Raw genomic sequence first — 23,728 nt, forward strand, 5'->3', positions numbered from 1 at the left:
CCTGCCCTGATAAAAATAGAGTATATACTCTAATTAATGCTGGGGGCACGGAAGATGACTGAGGTAGTTAAGGTAAACGAGATAGAGGTGCATCTGGAAGGGGAGGGCGATGAAACCATAGTGATGATTCACGGCTGGCCCGACACCCACAGGCTCTGGGATGGTCAGGTGGCGGCGCTCAAACATCAGTTTCGTTGCGCCCGCTTTACCCTGCCGGGCTACGACCCGGCCCACACCCGCAAGCTCTATACCCTGGAAGACCTGGTGGCCCAGATTGCCGCCATCGTCGACAAGGTAAGCCCGAACAAGCCGGTGACCCTGATGATCCACGACTGGGGCTGCATCTGGGGCTATCAGTACTACCTGCGCCATCAGCACCGGGTGCGGCGCATCGTATCGGTGGACATTGGGGATGCAGGCTCCAAGGACCATCAGTTGCCCACCAAAGCCAAGTTGTTCGCCTTTGGCTATCAGATCTTCCTGGCCATGGCCTGGCTCATTGGCGGCACCACAGGGGATGCCATGACCCGTAAGATGGCTCATTGGCTGAAGGCGCCCGGCGACCCAAAGTCGATTCATAGCGGCATGACTTATTCATACTGGTGGAAGTGGGGCCGCACCTTTCGCAACATCCCTCTGGGGAACCTTCCGCTCAAAATAGAGTGTCCGCTGCTGTTTCTCTATGGCGCCAACAAATCGGTGAGCTTCCACTCCGAGAGTTGGGAAAAGCAGATGGCCGCCAGACCGGAAAACCGCATCGAGGCGTTGCCCACGGGACACTGGGTGATGACCGAACAGCCTGAGCGCTTTAACAAGACAGTGGTGGAGTGGCTGTCTGAGGACAGGCCGGTGAGCGAAAAAAGCGCGGCCTGATTGAAAACAGCACAGGGGCACTTCAGTGCCCTTGAGTTCGATGTGAGCTCTGTCACAATAGTGGTCCAATCAGAACAGGCTGAAAAAGAGCTGAAAGACAGAGTATGGAAACAATAATCGGCAAGGATGGCATGGAGTTGCACCTGGAGGGTCATGGCGACCAGACCCTGGTGATGATCCATGGTTGGCCCGACAACTATCGGCTGTGGGACGCCCAGGTGTCTGCGTTTAAGACTCACTATCGCTGTGCACGATTTTCGCTGCCCGGCTTCGAACGTGGTCAGCAGAGTCAGCTGCTTAACATGGAGCAGATGATGCAGGCGCTGGATACCGCCATCAATCTGGCGTCGCCCAAAGCACCGGTGACCCTGCTGCTGCACGATTGGGGTTGCTTCTACGGCTATCAGTACGCCATGCGTCACCTGGAACGGGTCAGTCGCATCATTGCCGTAGATGTGGGCGACTCAGGCTCGAAAGACCACAAGCTGACCACAGGCGCCAAACTGATGGCGGCCAGCTATCAGCTTTATCTGGCCCTGTGCTGGAAACTGGGACGTTTTCTGGGCAACCCAATGACCCGGTTTATCGCCAAGGCGATGGGCGCGCCGGCGCCTCGGGGCGACATTCACAGCGGCATGAACTTTCCCTATTACTGGCTGTGGAAGGGGCTTCTGACCAAGCAAAGGCTGGGGATCAAGCCGGTGGTCATCGACCACCCCATGTTATTCATCTACGGCAGCAACAAACCCTTCAACTTCCACTCCCAGGCCTGGATAGACAAGCTTAACAGTACCGACAGCAGCGCCGCCCGCTCCCTGGAGACCGGCCACTGGGTGATGGTGGAGCAAGCCGAGGCTTTCAATCAGATGGTGCTAGAGTGGCTGGACGCAAAGAGGAGCGACAAGGTCGCTTAGTCCCAATGACGCCGTGAGGTCTCCGGCGGCGGCTGTTGCCACAGATCGCCGATGGCGTCGTCCTCTTCCTCCTGGACCCGTTCGTAGTCGTACACCTTACGCCTGGGCAAGGGGTCCCAGTTTCGGAACATGAAGGCGCTGACCAATCCGGCGGCGCCGCCGAACAGGTGATACTCGAAGGAGATCTGCGGATCTCTGGGGAAGATGCCCATCAGCATGCCGCCGTACATGAAGAAGGCGATCATCATCAGGGCGATGGAGCGCTTGTCCCGCCTGAGCAGGCTGATAAAGAACAGATAGAAGAACAGGCCATGGGTGATGCCACTGGCGCCGATGTGGAAACTGGCGCGGCCAAACAGCCAGACCCCGGCCCCGGAGGCCAGCCAGATGATGATCAGCACCGGCCAGCGGGAGCGGGGATAGCCGTACAGCAGGGCTGAGCCCAGAATCAGCAGGGCCAGGCTGTTGGCGGCCAGGTGTTCGGCGGAGCCATGAAGAAAGGGGGCGAACAGTATGCCCAGGGCGCCAAAGCTCTCTCTGGGGTAGATGCCGAAGTGAAACAGGTTCCAGCCGGTAAAGGCTTCAAACACCATCACCATCCACAAAAAGGCGACAAATAAGGCACTGAGTTTCAGGCTCTGCCAGATGGAATAGTCTTTACCCATGTCACCTCCCTTACGACGTCGGCCTACTTATGAGACCGGAAATCGATTGCGCCTATTTCAGACAAGCCTGTCACCTTAAGTGTAGACTTGGGGGTTATACTTAGTTAAATCAATGCTTTTATACGCAACTTCCATGAATTCGATCATTTCGGCTTCGCGCAGGCCCGCCCCATGAACCAGGTGGTGGACATTCCCTGGTGGCAACTGACGCTGTTTCTTAGCGTTTTGGCTGTGCCTCTCTACATCAATCACAAGTTTAAATTGGGCCTGGGCAAAGAGGGCGGGCTGGCCGTTGGCCGCATGCTGCTGCAACTGACCCTGGTGGGGGTCTACCTCAATTCCCTGTTTGCCCTGGACAGCCTGTGGCTCAACCTTGGCTGGATACTGCTGATGGTGGTGGTGGGCGCCCATTCTGTAACCGGCAAGAGCCAGATGCCGCTTAAGCGGGTGATGCTGCCGGTGGCCACCGGCTTGGCGCTGGTGGTGGTGCCGCTATTGGCATTAATGCTGATGGCGCTGATTCGCCCTGAGCCCATATTGGGCGCTCGATACATGATCCCACTGGCTGGCATGCTGCTGGGTAACAGCCTGGGGGCCAACGTCATCGCCCTGCAGCGACTGGGCGCGTCGTTTAAGGAGCGGGCAGGGGAGTATGAGGGTGCGCTGGCCTTGGGCGCCAGGCCCACCACAGCGGCGGCGGACTTTGTCAGAGAGTCTCTGGCGGCGGCCCAGGGGCCCATTTTGGCCACAACCGCCACCACAGGTTTAGTAACCCTGCCGGGGATGATGACCGGTCAGATCCTCGGCGGCGCCGACCCCATAGTGGCCATCAAGTATCAGATGGTGATCATGGTGGCGGTACTGGTGATGACCAGCGTTTCTGCCGCGGTCACCCTCAGCCTGGCGCTGCCGAGACTGGTGACCGCCACCGGTCGGGTTAACCTTTGTTCTTAGCGTCCATCATCGCCTTGAGGTTGGCGAAGGGGTTGCTGGTGGCCAGATCCTGCTTGAGATCTTCACCGGCTTCCACCGTGGTGCCGTATTGCGCTGCCTGAGTGTACTTTTCGTGCTCATTGTCGTGGCAGTAGAGACACAGCAGTTCCCAGTTGGAGCCGTCGTTGGGGTTGTTGGTGTGGTCGTGGTCGATGTGGTGAACCGTCAGTTCACGCAGGTTGGAGTATTGGAACTCGCGGGCGCAGCGGCCACAGACCCAGGGGAACAGCTTCAGCGCCTTGTCACGGTAGCCTTGCTCAAGCTGTGAATAGTTCTTTGGAATGATCGCCATCTTAACTCTCTCCGGGTATGGCTTGTCATGGTGCTAAGCCCGGATAGTAGCACCCAGCCCCCCCTCAAAGAAGAGATACCGCCGACAAAGCGCATCTTGTCGGCGACATTTTAATCCGCGTCAACACCGGCTCATCGCAGATGTTGGCTGCATTGATTCTGGCGCCAGAACACCATTAGGTGGCAGCAAAGGGCAATGTCCCTAGAGATTGCGCGAGAATCGCTATTGAGGGTGAAAGCGTCTGCCTCTAGCTTGGTGTATCGACCTTCAACATCACTAAAAGGACTTAGAGATGAAAACGATCACCACTGCACTGCTGTGCGCCATGAGCTTTGGCGCATTTGCCGCCGACCCGTTTACCAGCGTGTATCAACAGAGCACCAAGGACACCTCTGCATTTGATAAGAGCCTAGCCGGCTCTGACATCGCCCAGGGACGCTGGGCATTCTTTGAATTTGCTGAGACCGATTCCTTGTTCGGTAGCCTGTCTGCCGGGCAGGCCGGAGACAGCCAACAGCTAAAATTCAATGCCATCAACTATTACCTGTGGTTTGGCGGCAGACACAAACTGCCTTTCCAGCTCTACTACAGCGACGTGGTGTCCGATGACTCCAACAAGGACGCCAACACCGTTAAGCTGCTCGACCCCGAGTCAGGCTTGGCCATCAAGTTTCCCCTGCTTTGGACCTATCAGAGTGCGGGCGATGAGTTCTGCGCCTTCTTAAGTGACACCAACTCCATTGGTCACTGTTCATTGGGCGGTGACATCACCTTGAGCTTTAAAGACCTTAAAGAGGTGGATGGCAACTCGGAAACGGCCTTTGGTGCCACCGTGAGGCTAGGGGCCGCGGTGTTGTTCCCGGTATTGGCCGCAGACACCGGAGAGGCCAGCGGCTATCTGTCGACGTCAGTGAAACTGGTGTTTGCCCATACCGACGTCGACGATTCCACTCAGCTGTTCGCCCCGGTTCTGGACGAGAACGGCGACCCGGTGGCTTTCGATAACGACATCTTCTCCGCCGAAGCGGAGATCAAATGGGCCTTTACCAACAGATTGGCCATATCCGCACGCTGGCTGGCGCCTCTGGATGATCATGACTACATCGATGACATCTTCAAGCTGTCGTTAGAGACGCAGTTTTAGCAGGGAAATGGGCCTGCACTTAGGCAGGCCCTCATAATGCTTTACGTGCCAACGGTTTCTCTGTCGAGAACTGGGCTAGATTGACCAGCGCAAGGAAGTCTCTTTCTCGGAGAGCGCCCACAGTTTTGTCAGCACCTCTTTATCTAAGACGAAGGGTTCAAGCCGGCATTCGCCCACCGGGCCGCCAAAGTTCATTCGCCCGGTCGGGCCATAATATGCACGCTGTTTCAGGTTATCTTCGGTTGCACACATGACCTCTGGGTAGGCGCCTCTTTCAGCGGTCTGAGCCAGTCCCATTTTCACCATCAACGACCAGGTAAGCCGTGTAGCTAAGCTGGCGTTGTCGCGGATTAGCGAGGTGTTGGACGCGCCCGGGTGGCATACGTAAACCTCTACCTCCGAGTTTGCCTGCTGAATTTTGTCCTGCAGTTCATAGGCAAACATCATCTGCGCTAGTTTGCTGTGGCAGTAGGTCTTGTTGGGGTCGTAGTTCCTATCCCAGTTCATGTCGTCAAACTGGATGGTTTTCAGGCCCATCTTGTAGCCTTCGCTGGCGACAACCACGATGCGGCCCTTTGATTGTTCGAGTCTCTCAAACAGCAAGCCACATAGCAGGAAGTGGCCGTAGTGGTTTACTCCCAGGTGGCTTTCGAAACCATCTGCCGTGAAGGCCTGTTTGGCTAATTGAGCGATGGCGCCGTTGCATATGAGCGCATCGATGTGGGAAACCTGATGCAGCAGCTCTGCTGCCCCGTATCGAACGGAGTCGAGCTCTGCCAAATCCATGCGCACAAAGCTCACTTTGGCGTTGCTGCCAAACTCCTGCTTCAGTGCCGCAATGGCGACGGCGGACTTATCCGGGTTTCGGTTAAGCATCACCACCTTTGCGCCTTTGGACAGCAGCACACGTGCGGCTTCGAAGCCTGTGCCTGTATTGGCACCGGTAATGACATAGGTTTTGCCGGTCAGATTGCCGAGACGCTCGGGAGTCCAGCCTCCGGGGCCAAACTGTGTTTCTAGGTTCATATTCCAAATTCCTGATGTCGAATCATTGTTTCTCGAGCAGCCGGAAGCGATCTGCTTTTCACACTGTCGTTTAGCCCTGCGCAAATCGGTTGCCAGGGCGACCGTTGTTACCAGTGGATAAGACTATATGTCTCAGGAATGGGGCTCACTAGACGATATGGTCGCGAAAGAGTGCCTATTCGTATCATTGGGGTTGGGGCGGGCGTTTCATGGTGTTAGTTTGAAGGCATGAGCAGAGACTTAATCAAAAAGATCATCGAAGACAGTGTCAGTGAAGACGGCCTGGTGGACTTCGGTATAAAGGGGGTGCAACTCTTCCGGGTGACCGAGCCGATTCGCTGCGCGCCTGCGGTGTATGAGCCTTGCGTCATTGCCATAGTCAGTGGTGCCAAGAAAGCCATATTGGATGGCAATGCCTTTGAGTACGATAGCAACCACTATCTGTGTTGCACCATGTCCATGCCTGTGGAGGCAGGGAGCCACCAGGCGTCCCCTGACGAGCCTCTCCTGGGGGTGTACATCTCTCTGGATACGCGCGTATTAACCGAGTTGGCCATTGAGATGGAAAGTGCCACCGGGGCATTCCGACCACCCAAAGGGGACTCACAACCCAAGGGCCTGTCACTGGCAGGGTGGGATGATGCCTTTACCGACGCCTTGTTACGACTGCTGCAACTCGGGGACAGCCCCTTGGATATCGCGGTGCTTGGCAGGAGTCGGCTTCGGGAAATCTACTACGCGATACTGAAAGGGGAGGCTGGCGACTCAGCCAGACGTGCATTTGGTGTTGGCAATGCCATTGCGCGGGCCATTGAATACGTCTCTTCACGCTTAACCGAGTCCGTCACCACTGAGGAGATGGCGTCCCAGGTGGGGATGAGCCGCGCCGTGTTCCACCGCAAGTTTAAGTCAGCGACCACCATGTCGCCCATTCAGTACGTGAAGTCGATGCGCCTGAACAGCGCCGCAATGAAGATAGCCGGTGGCATGAACGTCAACCAGGCAGCGCTGGAAGTAGGGTACCTGAGCACCTCACAATTCAGCCGGGAGTTTAAAAGACTTTACGGGCAGTCTCCAAAGCAGTGGACTACATCTCAGAGATCATTGGGCGAGAAATGAGCCGTGTTTGCTGTGCCGTCAATAGCGGTGTTTGAAGTAATCGTTCATTGTGTTGCTGGTTCAACATACCCGGGTTCATCATTTCAATGGGCTCAACAAAGCACATCCCTAGGTTGATGGCCCTACAGAGCGATGCCTGTGTCTGGGTCCAGAAAACGGTCGTTTGTTAGACCCAGGCTTTTGGCGCTATGTTTTTTCTACTAATGCATACGCTTGGAAATCATGTTCATCAAATGTTGATTCTTGGGTTCATCAAATATGGATTAGCATTTATAAGTAGAAGCGTCGGGCTATTCTTAATTACCCTTTAAAAACCGATAATTACGTGTATGATGGCCGATTGAAGATAACTGGTATGGCGAGACGATATGACGGCGGAACAGACAAAGCCCTGTATAGCATGTGGACACATTATCAGCACGAAGGATTTGGTATGTACGCATGATGGTTGTGGAGCGGCACAGCTTCAACCACATTCGTGTCCGATGACAATTTGTTCTGCAATTGCTGGCGCTTTAACCAAGGAAAGATCAGCTTCCTTTAGTTGTCGAGTCGGTGATGAATGGCCTGTCAGCCAGTCAGATGCTTCAAGCAGATTCGTTGTTGAGGTCGAGCAAAAATTTAGTCGAAAGAATAAATTCCATAGCCACTTTGCTGATGATTGCGGTGAAGCAAACTCATTTCCTCGTATATTGAAAAGATATCTTCAGGGTGATCTTGACGTCCAACAACTTACCTCACAGTTAATGTTCAAACTGCGGTCTGCGGCTCTTGATACATCAGGCTCTAAGCCTACGGGTGGCAACGTAGTGGTAACGCACTACAAAAAGTCAAATGATATAGATGATGCTGGCAGATTACTTATTGTAATGGTTACCCAGACTGATGGCTTTAAGCTTGACCCTACAACCATTATCCCTCAAGAAATAGATCATATTGACCTGAAGGCTCTTAGACAGGCTGCAATGATTGATCTTACACAGTTTGATGCTGTATACCCAGAAAAGCCGGCGGATGAAACTTATTTGCACTTCATTCAAGGGCATTCTAGTGCTGAATTTTTTAAGGCTGCTCTAGGCTGTGATGTGGATGCAAACAATAAAACATCGATTAAAAATTTCTTTGAAGCTCTTCATGATTTTTGTAAGTCCGCTGACTTGGAAACAGACCTGACCGATCAACTTTTTGATTGCGTCGAACACGCTATGGTAAATTTGCCTAAAGATCGAGACTTTATCACAAAGGATGAGCTTGTAAGGGTTGTAGAGAGTGAACTTAGAGAAGGTGGTTATAGCGCAGAAGGAGCTTTTTCATCTTACCTTGAAGTTGGAGATTATAAGGTCAATGACTACATCGAACCGACAAATTTAGGTGTAAAGAAAGGGCAGGAGATCAACATTAAGGGAGTTAATGGAATCGGTGTTCAGATAAAGATGAATTTGATTGGAGGAAAGGACTCTGATAAGGCTTTCTGCTTTAACCCCGATACAAAAGAAGCAACCCTTACTTTTACTGTCGATGAAGCTGATGTTGAGCAATTAAATGAGTTGATTTAGGAATGATTCAACTAAACCACAAACTCGTCGAGCTATTAGAAAGTTCTAAATCAGTGAGTAGAACTGATTCAGGAAGGATTGAGTTTTCAATCGCTAAAGGTGATAGAGAGGTAGTTTCGGATTTATTGAGTCGAAGTGGCTACTCAGCTAATCTGCGCACCTACAGGGAGCATGGGGATACTATCACTGTCTCGATCAATGAGGCACAATGGGATTGGGCAGTTGGAAAGGTATTTTGGTCTATACAATCATTTATAAATGATGTCAGAAATATAAAATGTATACCTGATTGCTTTTACATAAATGACCGAAGAGAAAACTTAATATGTACCAATAGTTGCGATCCGAATGGAGAAGTGCTGTCAATTTCGTGCGCTTTAACTTTGTGGGATATCTTATCTAGTGTTTCTGAGCATAACTACCCAGAGTCAGGGGCGGCTGCGGGAAAAGATGGAATGGTCTTCTTTATCAAAAATAAAGAAGGAGATTCAAAGAAGTTTAAATTAGAGCCTGTATTTACTGCGTCTTCAATTAAAGAAATAGATGGTCAAGATGAAATTAAGTCAGCCTTAGATAAGCTTAAGCGAAAGGTTTTGGTTGGTGACGCTCAGGATGATGAAAGAAAAAAGGTTTTGTTATCCGCATTGCAAGATATTTTGCAAGAGACAATATGTGATAAGAACCTATTTATAAAGGTTCTCAATAAATCAAAAGCTTTACTTGAGAAATACGAAGACCACCATGATGTTTTTGTAAAGCGATTTTCTGTTAATAAAACGTTGAGTGAAATAAACTCCCAAAACCTTGATTATGTCGAAAAAATTAATGGAATTGTAGTTTCCGGTCAATTAAGAATATATGCAGTCCCTACATTTGCTATGGTCTTGGCGGCTTTGAGGTTCAAATTTGGTGTTGAGAACTTGTTACTTGTGTTGTTTGGATTGGCTTGCATAGTTTTTCTTGCGTGGGAGGGTTTACGTGTGCATGATCGCCATTTTGAATACATAGAAAGGCGAATAGAACATGATTTTAAACCGTATAATACTATTGCCGAAAAATCATCAGTTAGGGAGCAGGCAAAGTTAACTATAGGCGAGCTTAAAGGTTTAGTTGATTCGGCGAGAAAATCAATTAGTAAAGCTAGAAAGGTACTAATTGTCGTAACAGTAGCCATCGTAAGCTTTTTGATATATGGAACTGTTCTTGCTAAAAAAGCGCACCCTATAGCGTTCAACATCGAATCTATTATGACAACTTGTCGATGTGTTAGTTAATTTCAGGGTTAGGATATCTCTCATGGACTCGAGCAAGGCAGGTGAAGTTGATTGGGATAGTGCAGACACTACTAACGATACGTAATCTAACTATTACGGTGTGATATCAGTTATGCCAGGATTTACTACTTTGTGTGATGGAGTATAATCAATGACTGAGAGAACTGAAAAGGAATATGGAGCGGTTTTAGTCGACACATCAATCTTTGATGGTAATGGTTTACGATTAGAGAAAGGCCTAATAAGCAAATTATCTCAATTCAAAAATAGTCCAATAGAATATCTGTTTCCGGATGTAATAAAAAATGAAGTTGAAAAACATCTGAAAAACAAAATGAAGATTTCGATGGCTTCATTAGAAAAGGCACTCAATGATGCCGGAGATCACTTATTTTTGGAAGGTGGAGAGTTTACGGACGCTAGGCAGCTTCTTATTGAAAATAGGGAGGTCGAAGGACTTGCAGAACGCAGAATCCAAAGATTTATTGAATCTACAGGTGCCCTTGTTCTAAGTAGTGGAGATTACGTATCAGTCTCAGGGCTTTTAACTAGCTATTTCTCTAATCATCCTCCATTTGCAGAAACCGGCAAAAAGAAAAATGAATTTCCCGATGCAATCGTTCTAATGGCTGCTGAAGCTTGGGCTAAACAAAATGGAATTAGTGTATTAGCTATTGCTAAAGATGGAGATTGGAAAAACTATTGCCACTCAAGTGAATACATTGATTATGAGGAAGATTTGTCACAGGGCTTAGCCAGTTTCAACAGGGAAAATGCGCCATATGCGATGCTGTCAAAATTACAAAAGGCGTTAGCTGAAGATACCGCAGATAATTTCTTAGCAGCGATCGAGTCTGAATTAGAGTTTGTTTTTGATGGCTTTACCCCAGATCAAGAGGCTGATTCTTTTCTCTATTGGGAACCAGATGGCTGCCATGGATGGTTCAAGAGTTTTGAGTTGGTAAGTAATGAATTAAGAATAATTGATAAAAATGGTGATTGGATAGTTCTTGAGGCCCTCGCCAATATCACTGTAGAGGCAGAAGGTGATTTCTCGCTTTCAGTATATGACTCAATTGATCGAGACCATGTATATATGGGTGGAGTAACGGTTACGGCTGTTGAAGAGTTTGAGTCTGAAATCTTGATCACTGTCTCCGGTGACTTTGATGGCTCTATAGATGAGCTAGAGGTAGAGGAAGTGGAGGTTGTAAACCCGATCGGAATAGTTGATTTTGGTACGATTGAGCCTGATTATGGTGAGCATGACTAAAAGTCATAATAGGATGCTGCTCGTAAAGTCAAAGGGGGTAACAACTATCGACATCAATGCTAAGAGTGGCGTCATCTTTTTTATAGGGCATGATAAGCATTAGGATAATATGGCAAAAACTGACGAGACTTGGGGGCTGATTCGTTTGAAAATCTGTTTTCGATTAGTGTTTGGTCGGCAATAGGCACATTTGATTGGACGAGCTACGTGTGGTCAACAGGTGGCGTGGGTTTGCTTTATTGGCGTCAGTCTAGAATTTCTTGGCATTAGTTGACCCTCGTATTCGGCTGTGTCTATTAGCCTTTTGGCACTAGGCATGTTGCGTACTGTGCTTGTTAGGTTATGGAATTGATCACTGCAACTGTCTTCCTTGTTGGCTTTTTGGGTGTTAAATTCGTTTAGTCGGTATATAGCAATTGATGTCTCTCAATCGTTGATTGTACCGTTTTACTTACTAGTCCACTCAGTGCGATTTGCAGCTTTCCATACCTTCATGCACTTCTAGAACTTAAAAACGACAAGTGACAGCGTTGCCAGTGAATAGCCGATGCAGTGTATTGAAGTCGCAACACAAAGTTAAGAGTAATTTGTTTAACTTACTGAAAAGCATGGTAATATGTGTGAAGTTACGTTGTGTTTAGTCAAGGTCGCTTCATGGATTTACTACTCTCAGCCCTAGAAAACCCTCAGAGTGATTGGTGTATAAAACCGGACAAGTTAATACATAATATGCCAAACAGTCTGAAGGAGGAGATTAAAAGCCTTCTACAGGGAAATGAAATTACTCCAGACGATTTCTTAACGATCCAGGAACATCTTAAGTTAAGCTTTTATTCTGGTAATGCAGGTATTGTTGACGCTAAGCGAGTAATTGAATGCATCAGTTACATTGGCCTACATCGTAGTTCACTCACTAATTCTCCAAGTCGCTGGTTACAAGCAAGGCCTTTGTTACGTCAAGTGTCCGGTTGGGAACACCGTTTACAGTCTGAACAAGATATTCATATGAACGGTAGATGTCGAGCCTTAAGTAAGGCAAGGGAGTTCCTAGCTAAGAAGGGCTTCGAGTCACAGTTGGTACGCGGGCGAATCAACTGGTCAGATGAAGTGGCTCAGCGCCTAAACGCTGCTATTGACTGCAGACTCAATTCGTCAGTGGCTATTCATGTGTTGCAAAATCAGCTGGCTAATATCCGTTCAGATACCGATGGTCGGTACCGCTTCCGATCTGCGCCAAATATAGATTGGTATGATGAACCTCCCGTCCCTTGGGGGTATCTTTTTTCACTGACTCTTAAACACACCTCACCCCAAAAAGTCTCTGGTGCTGCCAAGCGCAAGGCTATTCGCCGGGTCGGAGAGGCTATAGAACTGGCCAGAAATTACTGCTGCACATTTAACCTGCTTCCAGAGAAGTACGCAATGTTGGGGTCAACTTCCCAACGGAATCTGGAGTCAATTCAAGAAGATATCCTAGCTGACCAGATCTATGGATTAGATCAATTCGACCCACATCATTTATATCAGCTTACATCAGATACTTTCACAAACCCAAAACTTAAGATTAGCTCAGAGAAGGTTGAAATTTATTTAGCCTTGATGCAATTTTGCTTTAGCCAAGTCTCGCCCAAAAATGGTTTGCTTTTTCAAGTAGAGGATGCCTATACATATTTCACTGGGCGTTTTTCCCGTCAAGCGATACAGCAAGCGCTATGTGAACTTTCGTTTTCTCCTAAAGAAATCAACTCTCAATTCATGAGTCCGTTTTGCAAACGGAATGCTCATGAAAAGCCCCTTATTAAGCATAAAGAAGGATACTTATTCGTTAATCAGCAGTTGAGTAGCTTTGGATTTTATCATCAACTTTATTTGGCGACCGAAAACAAGCCAGAAGTTGGCTTTGCATCTGAGCGGGTACTTACAAACGCTTGTCAGACTTCGGGTATGAAGATCATGGCCAGTAAAAGTTATAAACTCGAATCCTCAACACGACAGGCTTTCAAGATTAAGGAAAAAAAGGCTCGTTATGAATGTGATTTTATAGTGGAAACAAACGATAAAATCTACTTTATTGAGTTGAAAAGGAAAACACTATCAAGCCCATCCCGTCAAGGTGTTTTGGTTGATGGGCTTAGTGATTTAGCCGACTCGGTCTTCCATGCCTTAAAACAAACAGGGTTTCATGAAGCAGTCCTTCGTCATCAGAAGATTATCTCATTTTTGGATGGTACACAATTAGATCTAAATGGCCGTGATATTGAACGAATTGCGGTTAGCGTATTCGATTTTAATTCAATGCAAGATTCAATTAGCACATCAACAAGGTTGAGATACTTTTTAGGACGAGAATTCAATACGGAAGATCCTGATCAACAATACAAATTGTCAAAATTAAACTCTTTACTCCAGGATCTCAATGACCAGTATATGAAGCTGGGTTTACATGATACATATCAACACCCAAACTTAGGCATCGCCCTAAACAATTGCCGTTTTTTCAGTGTGATGCAACTTCTTAAATTGCTGCAAGATGTAACTGGTAATGAAGACTTTGGCAGACGAATAGATTTAACTCGTAACATTACGACTGGCTCAAAGGATTGGTATGCCGAATATGACTGGGCGGTAAGAAATTTCTTAAAGTTAAAGAGGTAAATAGCCCTTTGAAATCCCTTTTTCTGATATTCAAGTCCACTTATTGTAACTTTCAGTACTTATAAAGATTTTCGATTTACCGATGGTTACAGGGGAGTGCCCCAAGGGACTTGGATGTATTCAGGTGGCGGCATGTCGGCATTTGAGTTAATACGTATGCTCCTGCTTGGTAGTTTCTTTGTGATGCAGTTTCAGCTATCTCTAATGTACGATGTGATGTTTGATAGTCACCTTAACCCGATGATAGCTGCAGACAATCTACTGGTCCTAATTGTTGCCCAATGTCTGTCTTTAGCAGTGATCATTTGGCACGTGCTGCGGTCGCCAGGGTAAGTCGGCTGATGACGAGAGTAGGGAAGCGGAAACAACGTGTTGATTATCCCCATGTTTTCCTATTTTTTCGTTCAAAATCGCGAGTATCTGATTTAAGTCGTTGTATATAATGACTAAATATAGGATTTAAAAGCACCTTGCTCAGTAGGCTTTCCTATCAGCTTTTTGTTGTACAAATGGAGGGCTAGTTCTGCCCTCCGAGCCTTTACTTGCCTTTAGCCGGGGCGTTTCCCCTTCCTCCTCTGGACGGTCTTCCGGTTGAACTAGGCCAGTTACCTCCTGGCCTTGATGGGCTGACTGGACCACGACTAGATTTTCCCATGCTCGTGTCCTCTAGAATGCTAAGCAACAATGCCTAGCCTAGTTAGTGTAGTGCCCACATTGAAGCGATCTAGTCGTTTGCTCGCCTGTAGTGTAAGACTTTCTACAGTCACATCGTGGCGATCGATAACCGCAGGAATATGCAGGTTCTTTTCTAGCTCAAAGTATGAATAAGGTGACAGCCTTAATTACTCTGATGTCTCTGCACTCGATTGCTCAAGAGATTGCTCTGTGCAAGTGCCGTGTTAGAAGGAGAGGTGGGGACAGTTACGGGGACAGTGGTGGTCGCTTGTGTCTTCAAAATTGATTCGTTGAGTTCTGGCTCCTTGCATCGCTGGGCTTACTACGGATATACATGAAGGGGATATCACTGTGCCACGACTGTCTACCTAACATATTGATTGTATGTGAGTTAGGCTCGGACTGCCTTTGCGAAAGAGTGGCTCCTTAGCCAAATGAAAGGTTGGCACTGTTCTCTAAATTCGTGACGATTTCCTTGTCTAAATTCTGGGCCGTCGACAGTAAACTTTTTCAAAAACTCAAACTGATTTCAGCAAAAAGTGGCCTATAAGGTGATCCTAAATCGGTTTCCTGGCCAATACCCCCAAAGGGGTATGCCTGCAGTTTTCCCACCTCCCTATGATTTCTCCCGAGAGATAAGAAAAACCTCGGAGAGGATGATATGAAACACCTAAACAAACTCGCTGTAGCCGTTGCCATTGCCGTGATCAGCGGCTCTGCTTTGGCGAAGAACGCGCCAGAAGACGCCAACAACATCACCTGGAAAGACAAGTACCCTGAGCAGTACGCTTCCTGGGCCTCCACCATTGAGTCCACTGAGCAGGGCGACATTCTGGAGCACGATCCTATGATCGTGATTCTGTATGGCGGCTATGGTTTTGCCAAAGACTACAACAAGCCTCGCGGTCACCAGTTCGCGGTTGCTGATTTGACTCGCAGCCTGCGTACCGGCGGTCCAATGACCGATTCCGAAGGCCCAATGCCGGCCTCTTGCTGGGGTTGTAAGACTCCGGACCTGGGTCGCATGTACGACAAGATTGGCGAGGCCAACTTCTCCGACAAGAAGTGGGGCGCCACCGGTCATGAGATTGGCAACAACGTAGGCTGTGCCGACTGTCACGACGCCGAAACCGGCAAGCCCACTCCGGCCCGTCCTTTCGCCATGCGTGGTTTTGCTGCCGCCGGTCAGAAGTTTGAAGACCAGGAAGCGAACATTCAAGCTGCCATGACCTGTGCCCAGTGCCACGTGGAATACTACTTCGACGGTACCGACCACAAGAAAGTGAAGTTCCCCTGGAACGGCGGTCAGAACCCAGATGCCATGCTGGCCTACTACGACGCCCTGAACTTCAAAGACTGGACTCACAAGATCTCCAAGGCCCCCATGCTGAAAGCTCAGCACCCAGAGTGGGAAACCTGGCAGCCTACAGTACACGCCGAGATGGACGTGACCTGTATCGATTGTCACATGCCTAAGGTTGAAAGCGCGTCCGGCAAAGAGTTCACCAAGCACAACGTTGGCAACGCCATCGACAACTTCGACCAGACCTGCTCCAACTGCCACGACACCAAGGCCGAGCTGGTTGACACTATCGCCATGAACAAGAAAGCGATTCACAAGGCTCAGCTGGCTGCTGAAGATGTCATCGTGAAGGCGCACTTCGAAGCGGGTGAAGCCTGGAAAGCCGGTGCCACCGAAGCGGAAATGAAGGATGCGCTCAAGCTTATCCGTCACGCTCAGTGGTACTGGGATTACGCCATTGCCTCTCACGGCATCCACGCTCACAACCCAGAGCTTGCCCTGGAAGAGCTGGCCAAAGCCAAGAAGATTGGTAAAGACGCCCGCGCCAAGCTGAAGACCATCCTGTCCAAGCACGGCGTAGCCAAAGTGAGCTTCCCTGACTACTCCACCAAGGCCAAAGCCCAGGTTCTGGTTGGCCTGGACAAAGCCAAGCTGGACGCGCAGAAGAAGAAATTCCTGGAAGAGCGCGTACAGAAAGAGTGGCCCATCAAGGTTCAGTTTTAATCTTTCCCTCTGAAAGCACGTAACGCCCTTTAAGGGCAGTGAGCCAAAGGACGACCCCATCGGGTCGTCCTTTTTTGTTTAGGTTGCCAGCATGCCTCTGATGAGTTCGCCCAAGATCTTGATGGCGTTCATCCTGGCGGCGGTGAGCTCGAACGACACATTCAGGCGAAAACAGTGATTGTGAAAATCGCCCGCAGAGAACATTTCGCCGGGAGTAATGCAGATGTTTTCTTGCAGAGCCCGCCGGTAGAGCTCGGTGGCATCGAGGCCCCTAGGCAGCTCCAGCCATAAGAAGTAGCCGCCTTCAGTGCAGTTGATGCTGACCTCGGCGGGCAGGTGATTGCGCAGCGCCTGCCAAGTGGCGAATTTTCTCTGTTCCAGAGTTCTGCGCAGTTGGCGCAGGTGGCGCTCGTAGTTGCGGGTAGACAGGTAGGAGGCCAGGGTCATCTGGATGGGGGCACTGGTGGAGAGGGTGCTCATCATCTGCAGCTTCTGAATGGGTACCGCCATCTTTCCCGCCGCCACCCAGCCAATACGAAACCCCGCCACCAAGGACTTGGAAAACGACGAGCAGTGCAGCGCCTTGCCGTGACTGTCAAAGGCCTTGGCGGGCAGTGGCTTGTCACTGCCAAAATAGAGCTCGTTGTAGACATCGTCCTCAATCAGGTAGACATCGTACTTGGCCAGCAGCGCCATCAAGCGTTTCTTCTTCTCCACCGACAGGGTAAAGCCCATGGGATTCTGGTGGTTGGTCATCAGCCAGCACGCTTTCACCTGATGGGTCTGCAGGGCGTCTTCCAGGGACTCCAGATCGATGCCGTCGGAGGGGTGGGTTCTGATGGACAGTGCCCTTAGGTTTAGCCGTTGCAATGACTGAAGCGCGCCGTAGAAGGTGGGGGACTCGATCACCACCCAGTCACCCGGTTGGGTGACCGACTGCAGGCTCAGGTTCAGCGCCTCAAGGGCGCCTGTGGTGATCACAATCTCATCCGGGTGCACCGCCAGGCCCTGGGCGGCATAGCGCTTGGCGATGTGCTGCCTCAGTTCCAGGTTACCCGGGGGCAGGTTATCCATGGCGCTGGAGGTCGACAGGGTACGGGCGGTATTGATCAGCGACTTGTTGACGTGCTGGCGAGGGTAGAGGGTCGGGTCCGGGTACACCTTGCCAAAATCGATGATGTTGGGGCTGCGACTGGCTTGCAGCACCTCGAAAACAAAGTCGTTGATGTCCACCGACTCGGTCTTCTGTACCGGCTCATGGGAAGGCGCCGACTCGCTGCTTTCAATCTTGGGGGCAACCACATAGCCTGATCGCGCCCGGGACACGATCCACCCCTGACTCTCCAGCACCTGATAGGCGTGCACCACCGTCATCAGGCTCACCCCTGACAGCTCGGCCTGCTTCCTCAGGGAAGGGAGTTTCTCTCCGGTTTGCCAGATCTCATTTTGGATCTGAGTGCGGATCTGCTCTATGAGCTCCTCGTACTTTTTCACTGACGCCGGTCTCTCATCATCACTCTCAAGCGGGTAGTCGGAATCATACCAGTTCAGACGTCATCTGTTATGCATAAACGCGCCACTTTTGTATCTATTATGGTTTCTGTTATGCCCCTAGAATCCAAACTGTTTCCTCTCCAGGCCGGGTGTAGCTCTTGCATTGGGTGCACGTTCATCAGGTCTAGGAGACGGAAGGCTCGCACATCCGCCGGCGTTGGTACCCTGAGTGGCGATGTCTGGGTGTTGCGAGCGTATGACGAGTGAAAAAACCGATCTGATTTCATGCGTGATGAGTCAGGGGGACGACAAGGTGATGATGTCAAAGAAGGTCAAAGGCGGGTCTCAGTTTCCCTCTATCGAACTGCCTAAATTGGGCGGCGGTAGAATCAATCTAGGTGTACCGGAAAAGAGGACCAACTGGAAAATGGTGGTGGTGTATCGCGGTGGTCATTGCCCGATGTGCACCCGCTATTTGAAGAAGTTGGGCGAGGCTAAGCCAGATTTCGCCAAGCTGGGCGTGGACATTGTGGCGGCCTCTGCCGACAACGAGTCGCAGGCGCTGGAGCACTTCATGGAGCTTAAGGTGAACTACCCGGTGACCTACGGCTTAACCGTCGACATGATGCGTGAGCTGGGCCTGTACATCTCCCGGCCCCTCTCCACGGGGGAGACCAACCACTTCTATTCCGAGCCCGGTGTGTTCGTGATTAACGATCGCAACGAGGTTCAGATACTCGACATCTCCAATGGTCCCTTCGCCCGGCCTGAGATTGATGTGCTGCTAAGTGGCATCGATTTTATCCGCGATAAAAACTACCCGGTTCGGGGCACCTTCGACTGACATCAGGTCGGCTCACTGGGCACTTAATGTTGTGCCCGAGACTGACAGGCCGCAGCTAGAGCTGCGGCCCCCCTCAACCAGACATTCACACTAAAGTGCCTTAGCGCAATGACTCCAGCACCTGCACCATGGACGGCATTACTCTGTGGCCCAGGGCTCGCACTTCATCGTCGGGCTGCACCAGGTCGGGGATCTGGTAGGTGATCATATTGGCCGCCACCGCAGAACGCACACCGTTGTTGGAGTCTTCGAAGGCCAGACAGCTGGCCGGGTTCACCGCCAGGCGGTCAGCGGCCAGCAGGAAGATCTCCGGGTCGGGTTTGCCGTTCTTCACTTCACAGCCGGTGGCCAGCGCGTCGAAATACTTGTCCAGCCCGGCCAACTCCAGCTTGCGCCTGGCTACGTCGTTCACCGTTGAGGTGGCCACGGCGGTGGGGATGTCGTTGGATTTGAGCCAGCTCAGCAACTCCACCACGCCCTCCTTGATGGGGATGGGTTCATTTCTGACCACGCCGTGGTATCGCACCCGCCACTCTGCATCCAGTCTGTCCAGGTCATCGCCATAGGCTTTGCGAAAGATGCGCTCAATGCCTACGGAGTTGCGCCCAATGATGGACAGGTATACATCTTCAAAAAAGGGCAGGTTTTGGACGGCACAGGCTTCCTTAAAGATGCGCATACACAGGCGCTCGGTATCCAGAAGCAGACCATCCATATCAAATATGGCGGCTTGAAAAGTCATGGTGGGGTACAGCACAGATTGTTCGAAGGGCGGCACTATGCCACAGCTTATGGCATCGACCCCGCGCCGTTTTTGAAAAGCTTGCAGTGAGGCGGGCTTTATTTGGGTTGAAGCCTTTGTTTGCCAGTGTCGCCTTTTTTGACCTGGGCAAAGCTTTTTCGCAGGCGACTGGATTATGGTGAGTCCATCCGCCGCGCACTGTCCTATGCCAGCCTGCGTGGCTACCCTTACTCAGTACCTCTATTTCCAAGGATTGGAGCCAGACTATGTCCAGACAATACCCCATTCTCAATGCCATCGCCGATGCACCGGATCTGCGCGATCGCTACTACGAACCCAGCCTGCAACCCATCAAACCCGTGATGCCGCCACCTAAGGAGCTGACCATCCTGGCTCAAGGGGAGGAGGGCGCCTGCACCGGTTACGGCCTGGCGTCCACCATCAATCTGCTCTATCGCCAGCAGCAGAAAAGCGACAGGGTCAGCCCCGCCATGCTCTATCACCTGGCCCGGCGCTTCGACCGCTGGCCCGGCGAGGATTACCTGGGCTCAAGCTGCCGAGGGGCCATCAAGGGCTGGAAGAACTCCGGGGTCTGCCTTGAAGAGTTGGACATTAACATGACGGGCGCACAGGGCCCGGATTTTGACCGCTATGAGTTTGATGCACCTATGCTGGAAGATGCCCGCAAACGTACCCTGGGCGCTTATTACCGGCTGAGGCCGGTGATCAGTGATTTCCATGCGGCATTGAACGAGATTGGGGTGATCTTCGCCTCTGCTCGGGTCCACCCGGGCTGGCTCGCTCCGGTGCGGGACGAAGACGACGAGATGGTGATACCCGACACCAATCTCACGCAATCCGGCGGTCACGCCTTTGCCATCGTCGGGTATAACGCCAAGGGGTTCTGGATTCAGAACTCCTGGGGCGAGACGGGCTGGGGGCAGGGCGGCCTTGCCCTGTGGAAGTATGAGGATTGGGCCCAGAATCTGATGGATGCCTGGGTGGTGCAGCTTGCCTTGCCGACTCCTCAGCTGTTTGGCCTGCGCAACCAGACCGGCACCAGTTCTCGGGCGGATCGCCGTGCCACCCTGGGCAGTGTGGCCAGGCAGGAGATTGAAAATCACTTCATCCACTTCGACGATGGCAGCTACGACCAGGAGGGCCGCTACTGGAGCAACGCCAACCATGTTGAGCTTATCGGCCAGTCGCTGCGCCGCAGCCAGCAGCCGCATCTGCTGTTGTACGCCCACGGTGGCCTGAACAGCACCAAGGCCTCTGCCCGGCGGGTGGCGGCGATGCAGCACACCTGGATGGCTAACGGCATCTATCCCATCCACTTCATGTACGACACCGGTCTGATGGAGGAGATCAAGGATGTGGTGCTGGGCAAGCAGGAGCGCACAGACAAGGTGGCCTCAGGGTTCAGCGACTGGCTGGATAAGCGCATCGAACGGCTGACGCGGCGTCCGGGGCGGGCGCTGTGGCGGGAGATGAAAGCCGGTGCGTTCGCTCCCTTCATTGACGATGAGGCCGATGGCAGCGGCGCACTTGAGACGCTGCTGCATCACATCAACCAACTGCCGGTGCGCCCCAAGATTCATGTCATCGGCCACTCCACCGGGGCGATACTCCACAGCCATCTGCTGCCGCGGCTGTGTCAGCTGTCTGACGAGCTGGAGATCGCCAGCTGCAGCCTGATGGCGCCGGCGGCGACCCAGGCGTTGTTTAAGCAGAACCTGATGCCCCTGGTGAACCGGGACAAGGTTCGGGAGCTGACGGTGTACAACCTCAGCGAGCAACTGGAGCTGGATGACAACGTGGCCCTGGTGTATCGAAAGTCCTTGCTGTACTTGGTGTCCCGCGCCTTCGAACCTGTGCAGTGCGCCAAACTGCTCGGCATGACCCGTTATCAAAGCGAACTTGAGCTTGAGAGCGACAGGGTTGAGTTTGTCATCAGCCAGGGACAATCCGCGGGGCGCAGCGCCAGCACCAGCCACGGCGGCTTCGATAACGATCCCAACACCATGAACGACATACTGCAGAGGATTCTGGGCCAGGCCCCCGAGCCCCCCTTCACCAAAGAGAGCCTGGATTACTGAAGGGCTCTTGTGGCCGCCGGGCGGACCGGCGGCTGATACAACCTGAGTCTGCTAACGGGCTGTCAGAGCTTCTCCAGGGCGCCGGTTGAGGTCAGTTGAGCCACCGGAGTGGTAAAACCGCGACGAATGTTCAGCAGGTTAATGCCGGCGAACACCACCATCACCAGTGACAGGTGCCAGGCCTGACTGAGGCCCATCTGCACCAGCGTCAGGCTGACGATGGAGGAGACCACCATCTGACCGCCTCCGGACAGGGCGGCGGCGGTGCCGGCCTGGTGGCGGTAGGGCTGCATCACCATCGCCTGGGCACAGGGGAAGGAGATGCCGTTCCCCAGGATCATCAGAAACTGCCCCAGCATCAGGTACAGCGGCTCCACCGGGCAGAAGAACAGCCAGATGGCCGAGACCCCGTGCAGGGCCGGGCCCCACATCAGCATTCTGCGGGTGCCGATGACCGGACGCAGCCGGTTGCACAGGCTGGTGCCCGCCAGCATCCCTAATGCCGGGATCAGCGCCCACATGGCGTACTCATCCGAGTGCATGCCAATCTGGTTCTGCATGATGAAGGGCATGATGGATACCGTGGTGATCATCATGCTGAAGTTCAGCCAGCCGATGCTGGCAAAGCTCATGAAGTATCGGGAACCCAGCAGCTCACGGTATTGCTTCACCATGGTCCTGGCAGAGGGGACCGCCGAGCGCTGCTCTACCGTTTCGGTGAACCTCAGGGCGACAACTGCCCAGGCCAGGGACACGTAGCCGAGCAGGGAGATGAACACCATGCTCCAGCCGAAATGAACATTGATGAAGCCGCCCAGTACCGGCGCAATCAATGGGGTAATGGACGCCACCATGGCGATGTAGGACAGGGCCACAGGCAACTGGTCGGCATCGAAGCGGTCGGTGGTGGTGGCTCGGGCCAGCACCGCGCAACAGCCGGTGCCCAGGCCCTGAAGCAGGCGCCCCGCCAGCATGGCGCTGAAGGAGTGGCCGAAAAAGACGATGATCAGCAGGCCGAGTATGGCGATAAACAGCCCGGTGAGCAGCACCTTCTTGCGCCCCAGGGCGTCGGAGATGGGGCCGTAGAGGAACTGTGACGGGCCAAAGCCCAGCAGGTAGAAGCTGACCAGCAGTTGGGCCTGTTCCAGGGAGACGTCGAAGTCTTTGGCTATCCAGGGCAGGGAGGGGAACACCAGGCCCATGCTGAGTTGGCCCACGCTGATGATCAGGCAGGCAAGGAGAATGGTTCGGAACTTAAAGGGTTGTCTCAATATCGGTCTCCGGTTTATTGGGGAGATTTACCACGCCGTCTCAGGCCGCCGTCATCGTCTATGTCACTCAGTTTGGCTTTTACCCGCTTGACGGTCGACAGGCTGACATCGCACTGCTTTGCCACGCTCTGCAGGGTGTGGCCTTCCAGCAGCAGGGCCGCGATGGCCTGATGCTTCGCCTTGTCGGCGGGACGGCCGCGAAACTTCTGTTGCCACAGCTCGGGCTCCTCCTTGATGGCGGTGCGCGCCTGTTCGGCGGCAAACAGCCTGTGCTGGGTCTGCACCTGGTCATAGCCGGTCAACAACGCCAGCAGGGTCTGAGTTTGCTGGCTGCCGGGCTCGAAGCGCAGGGGCTGACAATGCAGCTCCAGGGTGACCCCTTTCTCCAGCAACCGGTTGACTGTGCTCAGTACCTGGCAGAAGTCACGGCCAAATACGGTCAGCCACCAGATGGCCAGGGTGTCGCCGCTGTTAAGCCTGTTAAACAGCTCACTGAACTGTGTCCGCTCAAAGGGGGGCACGAAGCCTTTGACTTCATCGGCCCGATGTTCGGCGCCAGGGTGGGCCGCGGTCAGGGCGTCCAGGTGTTCCTGATAGGCGCGGTTTTTGGGAGAGAAGCGGGTGTAGAGATAGACGGTCATGGTCTCTCAGGGTTGGCTCATAAAGTGTATTGGGTCATAAATATACGCCGGTTCATTAATCTTTTCAACACCAAATGAGCCATTGAGTTAACGCTGAAGTGTAACGGTTTGAATTATTGGGCAATCAGATTTTCGGGTTAGGAGTACTCGGT

19 protein-coding genes are annotated in these 23,728 nt (G+C 52.0%); 12 read left to right on the forward strand and 7 right to left on the reverse strand.

Going from position 1 to position 23,728, the window contains the following annotated elements:
- The first annotated feature begins 54 nt into the window (after window positions 1–54).
- Together QUE41_RS09965 and QUE41_RS09970 are read left to right on the forward strand one after the other, a co-directional pair.
- Window positions 55–873 carry an alpha/beta fold hydrolase gene (locus QUE41_RS09965; RefSeq protein WP_286342725.1) on the forward strand — a complete coding sequence of 273 codons (819 nt, stop codon included), beginning with the start codon at window positions 55–57 and terminating at the stop codon, window positions 871–873.
- A gap of 104 nt (window positions 874–977) precedes the next feature.
- On the forward strand, window positions 978–1,787 hold the full coding sequence (locus QUE41_RS09970) for an alpha/beta fold hydrolase (protein ID WP_286342726.1): 810 nt from the start codon (window positions 978–980) through the stop codon (window positions 1,785–1,787).
- Here QUE41_RS09970 and QUE41_RS09975 read toward each other — a convergent pair.
- The gene (locus QUE41_RS09975; protein ID WP_286342727.1) at window positions 1,784–2,452 is read right to left on the reverse strand and encodes a rhomboid family intramembrane serine protease; all 669 of its coding nucleotides are present in this window, start codon (window positions 2,450–2,452) and stop codon (window positions 1,784–1,786) included. The genes QUE41_RS09970 and QUE41_RS09975 overlap by 4 nt on opposite strands.
- 171 nt (window positions 2,453–2,623) lie before the next feature.
- On the opposite strand from QUE41_RS09975, the gene QUE41_RS09980 reads away from it, so the two are divergent.
- On the forward strand, window positions 2,624–3,406 hold the full coding sequence (locus QUE41_RS09980) for an ABC transporter permease (RefSeq protein WP_286342728.1): 783 nt from the start codon (window positions 2,624–2,626) through the stop codon (window positions 3,404–3,406).
- Here QUE41_RS09980 and QUE41_RS09985 read toward each other — a convergent pair.
- Window positions 3,390–3,737 carry a YajD family HNH nuclease gene (locus tag QUE41_RS09985; RefSeq protein WP_028110151.1) on the reverse strand — a complete coding sequence of 116 codons (348 nt, stop codon included), beginning with the start codon at window positions 3,735–3,737 and terminating at the stop codon, window positions 3,390–3,392. The genes QUE41_RS09980 and QUE41_RS09985 overlap by 17 nt on opposite strands.
- Before the next feature lie 292 nt (window positions 3,738–4,029).
- Here QUE41_RS09985 and QUE41_RS09990 point away from each other — a divergent pair, with 292 nt between their 5' ends.
- Entirely contained in the window at window positions 4,030–4,881 is an 852-nt protein-coding gene (locus tag QUE41_RS09990) for a hypothetical protein (protein WP_286342729.1), read from the forward strand.
- Window positions 4,882–4,956: 75 nt separating this feature from the next.
- Here the strand turns inward: QUE41_RS09990 and QUE41_RS09995 are convergent, their stop codons facing one another.
- The gene (locus QUE41_RS09995; RefSeq protein WP_286342730.1) at window positions 4,957–5,907 is read right to left on the reverse strand and encodes an SDR family oxidoreductase; all 951 of its coding nucleotides are present in this window, start codon (window positions 5,905–5,907) and stop codon (window positions 4,957–4,959) included.
- Window positions 5,908–6,135: 228 nt separating this feature from the next.
- Between QUE41_RS09995 and QUE41_RS10000 the strand changes: the two genes are divergently transcribed.
- From QUE41_RS10000 to QUE41_RS10025, 6 genes are all read left to right on the forward strand, one after another.
- A complete protein-coding gene (locus QUE41_RS10000; RefSeq protein WP_286342731.1) occupies window positions 6,136–7,026 on the forward strand; it encodes an AraC family transcriptional regulator in 891 nt (296 codons plus the stop codon).
- A 368-nt stretch (window positions 7,027–7,394) separates the two neighbouring features.
- Window positions 7,395–8,582 carry a nucleoid-associated protein gene (locus QUE41_RS10005; RefSeq protein WP_286342732.1) on the forward strand — a complete coding sequence of 396 codons (1,188 nt, stop codon included), beginning with the start codon at window positions 7,395–7,397 and terminating at the stop codon, window positions 8,580–8,582.
- A 2-nt stretch (window positions 8,583–8,584) separates the two neighbouring features.
- Window positions 8,585–9,856, forward strand: a complete 1,272-nt coding sequence (locus QUE41_RS10010) for a hypothetical protein (protein ID WP_286342733.1) — start codon at window positions 8,585–8,587, stop codon at window positions 9,854–9,856.
- Between the two features lie 151 nt (window positions 9,857–10,007).
- Window positions 10,008–11,129, forward strand: a complete 1,122-nt coding sequence (locus tag QUE41_RS10015; protein ID WP_286342734.1) for a PIN domain-containing protein — start codon at window positions 10,008–10,010, stop codon at window positions 11,127–11,129.
- A gap of 654 nt (window positions 11,130–11,783) precedes the next feature.
- Window positions 11,784–13,784, forward strand: a complete 2,001-nt coding sequence (locus QUE41_RS10020) for a hypothetical protein (RefSeq protein WP_286342735.1) — start codon at window positions 11,784–11,786, stop codon at window positions 13,782–13,784.
- A 1,336-nt stretch (window positions 13,785–15,120) separates the two neighbouring features.
- The gene (locus tag QUE41_RS10025; RefSeq protein WP_286342736.1) at window positions 15,121–16,485 is read left to right on the forward strand and encodes an ammonia-forming cytochrome c nitrite reductase subunit c552; all 1,365 of its coding nucleotides are present in this window, start codon (window positions 15,121–15,123) and stop codon (window positions 16,483–16,485) included.
- A gap of 78 nt (window positions 16,486–16,563) precedes the next feature.
- Here the strand turns inward: QUE41_RS10025 and QUE41_RS10030 are convergent, their stop codons facing one another.
- Window positions 16,564–17,979, reverse strand: coding sequence for an aminotransferase-like domain-containing protein (locus QUE41_RS10030; protein WP_286342737.1), 1,416 nt, complete (start codon window positions 17,977–17,979; stop codon window positions 16,564–16,566).
- Window positions 17,980–18,235: 256 nt separating this feature from the next.
- On the opposite strand from QUE41_RS10030, the gene QUE41_RS10035 reads away from it, so the two are divergent.
- On the forward strand, window positions 18,236–18,823 hold the full coding sequence (locus QUE41_RS10035) for a redoxin domain-containing protein (RefSeq protein ID WP_286342738.1): 588 nt from the start codon (window positions 18,236–18,238) through the stop codon (window positions 18,821–18,823).
- A 100-nt stretch (window positions 18,824–18,923) separates the two neighbouring features.
- Here QUE41_RS10035 and QUE41_RS10040 read toward each other — a convergent pair whose 3' ends face one another.
- Window positions 18,924–19,565: an HAD family hydrolase gene (locus tag QUE41_RS10040; protein WP_286342739.1), complete on the reverse strand. Its 642-nt coding sequence runs from the start codon at window positions 19,563–19,565 to the stop codon at window positions 18,924–18,926.
- A gap of 266 nt (window positions 19,566–19,831) precedes the next feature.
- Between QUE41_RS10040 and QUE41_RS10045 the strand changes: the two genes are divergently transcribed.
- On the forward strand, window positions 19,832–21,664 hold the full coding sequence (locus QUE41_RS10045) for a C1 family peptidase (protein ID WP_286342740.1): 1,833 nt from the start codon (window positions 19,832–19,834) through the stop codon (window positions 21,662–21,664).
- A 62-nt stretch (window positions 21,665–21,726) separates the two neighbouring features.
- Here the strand turns inward: QUE41_RS10045 and QUE41_RS10050 are convergent, their stop codons facing one another.
- Both QUE41_RS10050 and QUE41_RS10055 read right to left on the reverse strand, forming a co-directional pair.
- Entirely contained in the window at window positions 21,727–22,935 is a 1,209-nt protein-coding gene (locus QUE41_RS10050; protein WP_286342741.1) for a multidrug effflux MFS transporter, read from the reverse strand.
- A 14-nt stretch (window positions 22,936–22,949) separates the two neighbouring features.
- Window positions 22,950–23,576 (reverse strand): recombinase family protein, encoded by a 627-nt coding sequence (locus QUE41_RS10055; RefSeq protein WP_286342742.1) that lies wholly within the window; start codon window positions 23,574–23,576, stop codon window positions 22,950–22,952.
- Window positions 23,577–23,728: the final 152 nt, after the last annotated feature.

This window comes from Ferrimonas sp. YFM (assembly GCF_030296015.1).
Lineage (GTDB): Bacteria > Pseudomonadota > Gammaproteobacteria > Enterobacterales > Shewanellaceae > Ferrimonas.

Coding starts and splice junctions, on each gene's coding strand:
- QUE41_RS09965 (WP_286342725.1), top strand. CDS start 55: ATGACTGAGGTAGTTAAGGTAAACGAGATAGAGGTGCATCTGGAAGGG.
- QUE41_RS09970 (WP_286342726.1), top strand. CDS start 978: ATGGAAACAATAATCGGCAAGGATGGCATGGAGTTGCACCTGGAGGGT.
- QUE41_RS09975 (WP_286342727.1), bottom strand. CDS start 2,452: ATGGGTAAAGACTATTCCATCTGGCAGAGCCTGAAACTCAGTGCCTTA.
- QUE41_RS09980 (WP_286342728.1), top strand. CDS start 2,624: ATGAACCAGGTGGTGGACATTCCCTGGTGGCAACTGACGCTGTTTCTT.
- QUE41_RS09985 (WP_028110151.1), bottom strand. CDS start 3,737: ATGGCGATCATTCCAAAGAACTATTCACAGCTTGAGCAAGGCTACCGT.
- QUE41_RS09990 (WP_286342729.1), top strand. CDS start 4,030: ATGAAAACGATCACCACTGCACTGCTGTGCGCCATGAGCTTTGGCGCA.
- QUE41_RS09995 (WP_286342730.1), bottom strand. CDS start 5,907: ATGAACCTAGAAACACAGTTTGGCCCCGGAGGCTGGACTCCCGAGCGT.
- QUE41_RS10000 (WP_286342731.1), top strand. CDS start 6,136: ATGAGCAGAGACTTAATCAAAAAGATCATCGAAGACAGTGTCAGTGAA.
- QUE41_RS10005 (WP_286342732.1), top strand. CDS start 7,395: ATGACGGCGGAACAGACAAAGCCCTGTATAGCATGTGGACACATTATC.
- QUE41_RS10010 (WP_286342733.1), top strand. CDS start 8,585: ATGATTCAACTAAACCACAAACTCGTCGAGCTATTAGAAAGTTCTAAA.
- QUE41_RS10015 (WP_286342734.1), top strand. CDS start 10,008: ATGACTGAGAGAACTGAAAAGGAATATGGAGCGGTTTTAGTCGACACA.
- QUE41_RS10020 (WP_286342735.1), top strand. CDS start 11,784: ATGGATTTACTACTCTCAGCCCTAGAAAACCCTCAGAGTGATTGGTGT.
- QUE41_RS10025 (WP_286342736.1), top strand. CDS start 15,121: ATGAAACACCTAAACAAACTCGCTGTAGCCGTTGCCATTGCCGTGATC.
- QUE41_RS10035 (WP_286342738.1), top strand. CDS start 18,236: ATGACGAGTGAAAAAACCGATCTGATTTCATGCGTGATGAGTCAGGGG.
- QUE41_RS10040 (WP_286342739.1), bottom strand. CDS start 19,565: ATGACTTTTCAAGCCGCCATATTTGATATGGATGGTCTGCTTCTGGAT.
- QUE41_RS10045 (WP_286342740.1), top strand. CDS start 19,832: ATGTCCAGACAATACCCCATTCTCAATGCCATCGCCGATGCACCGGAT.
- QUE41_RS10055 (WP_286342742.1), bottom strand. CDS start 23,576: ATGACCGTCTATCTCTACACCCGCTTCTCTCCCAAAAACCGCGCCTAT.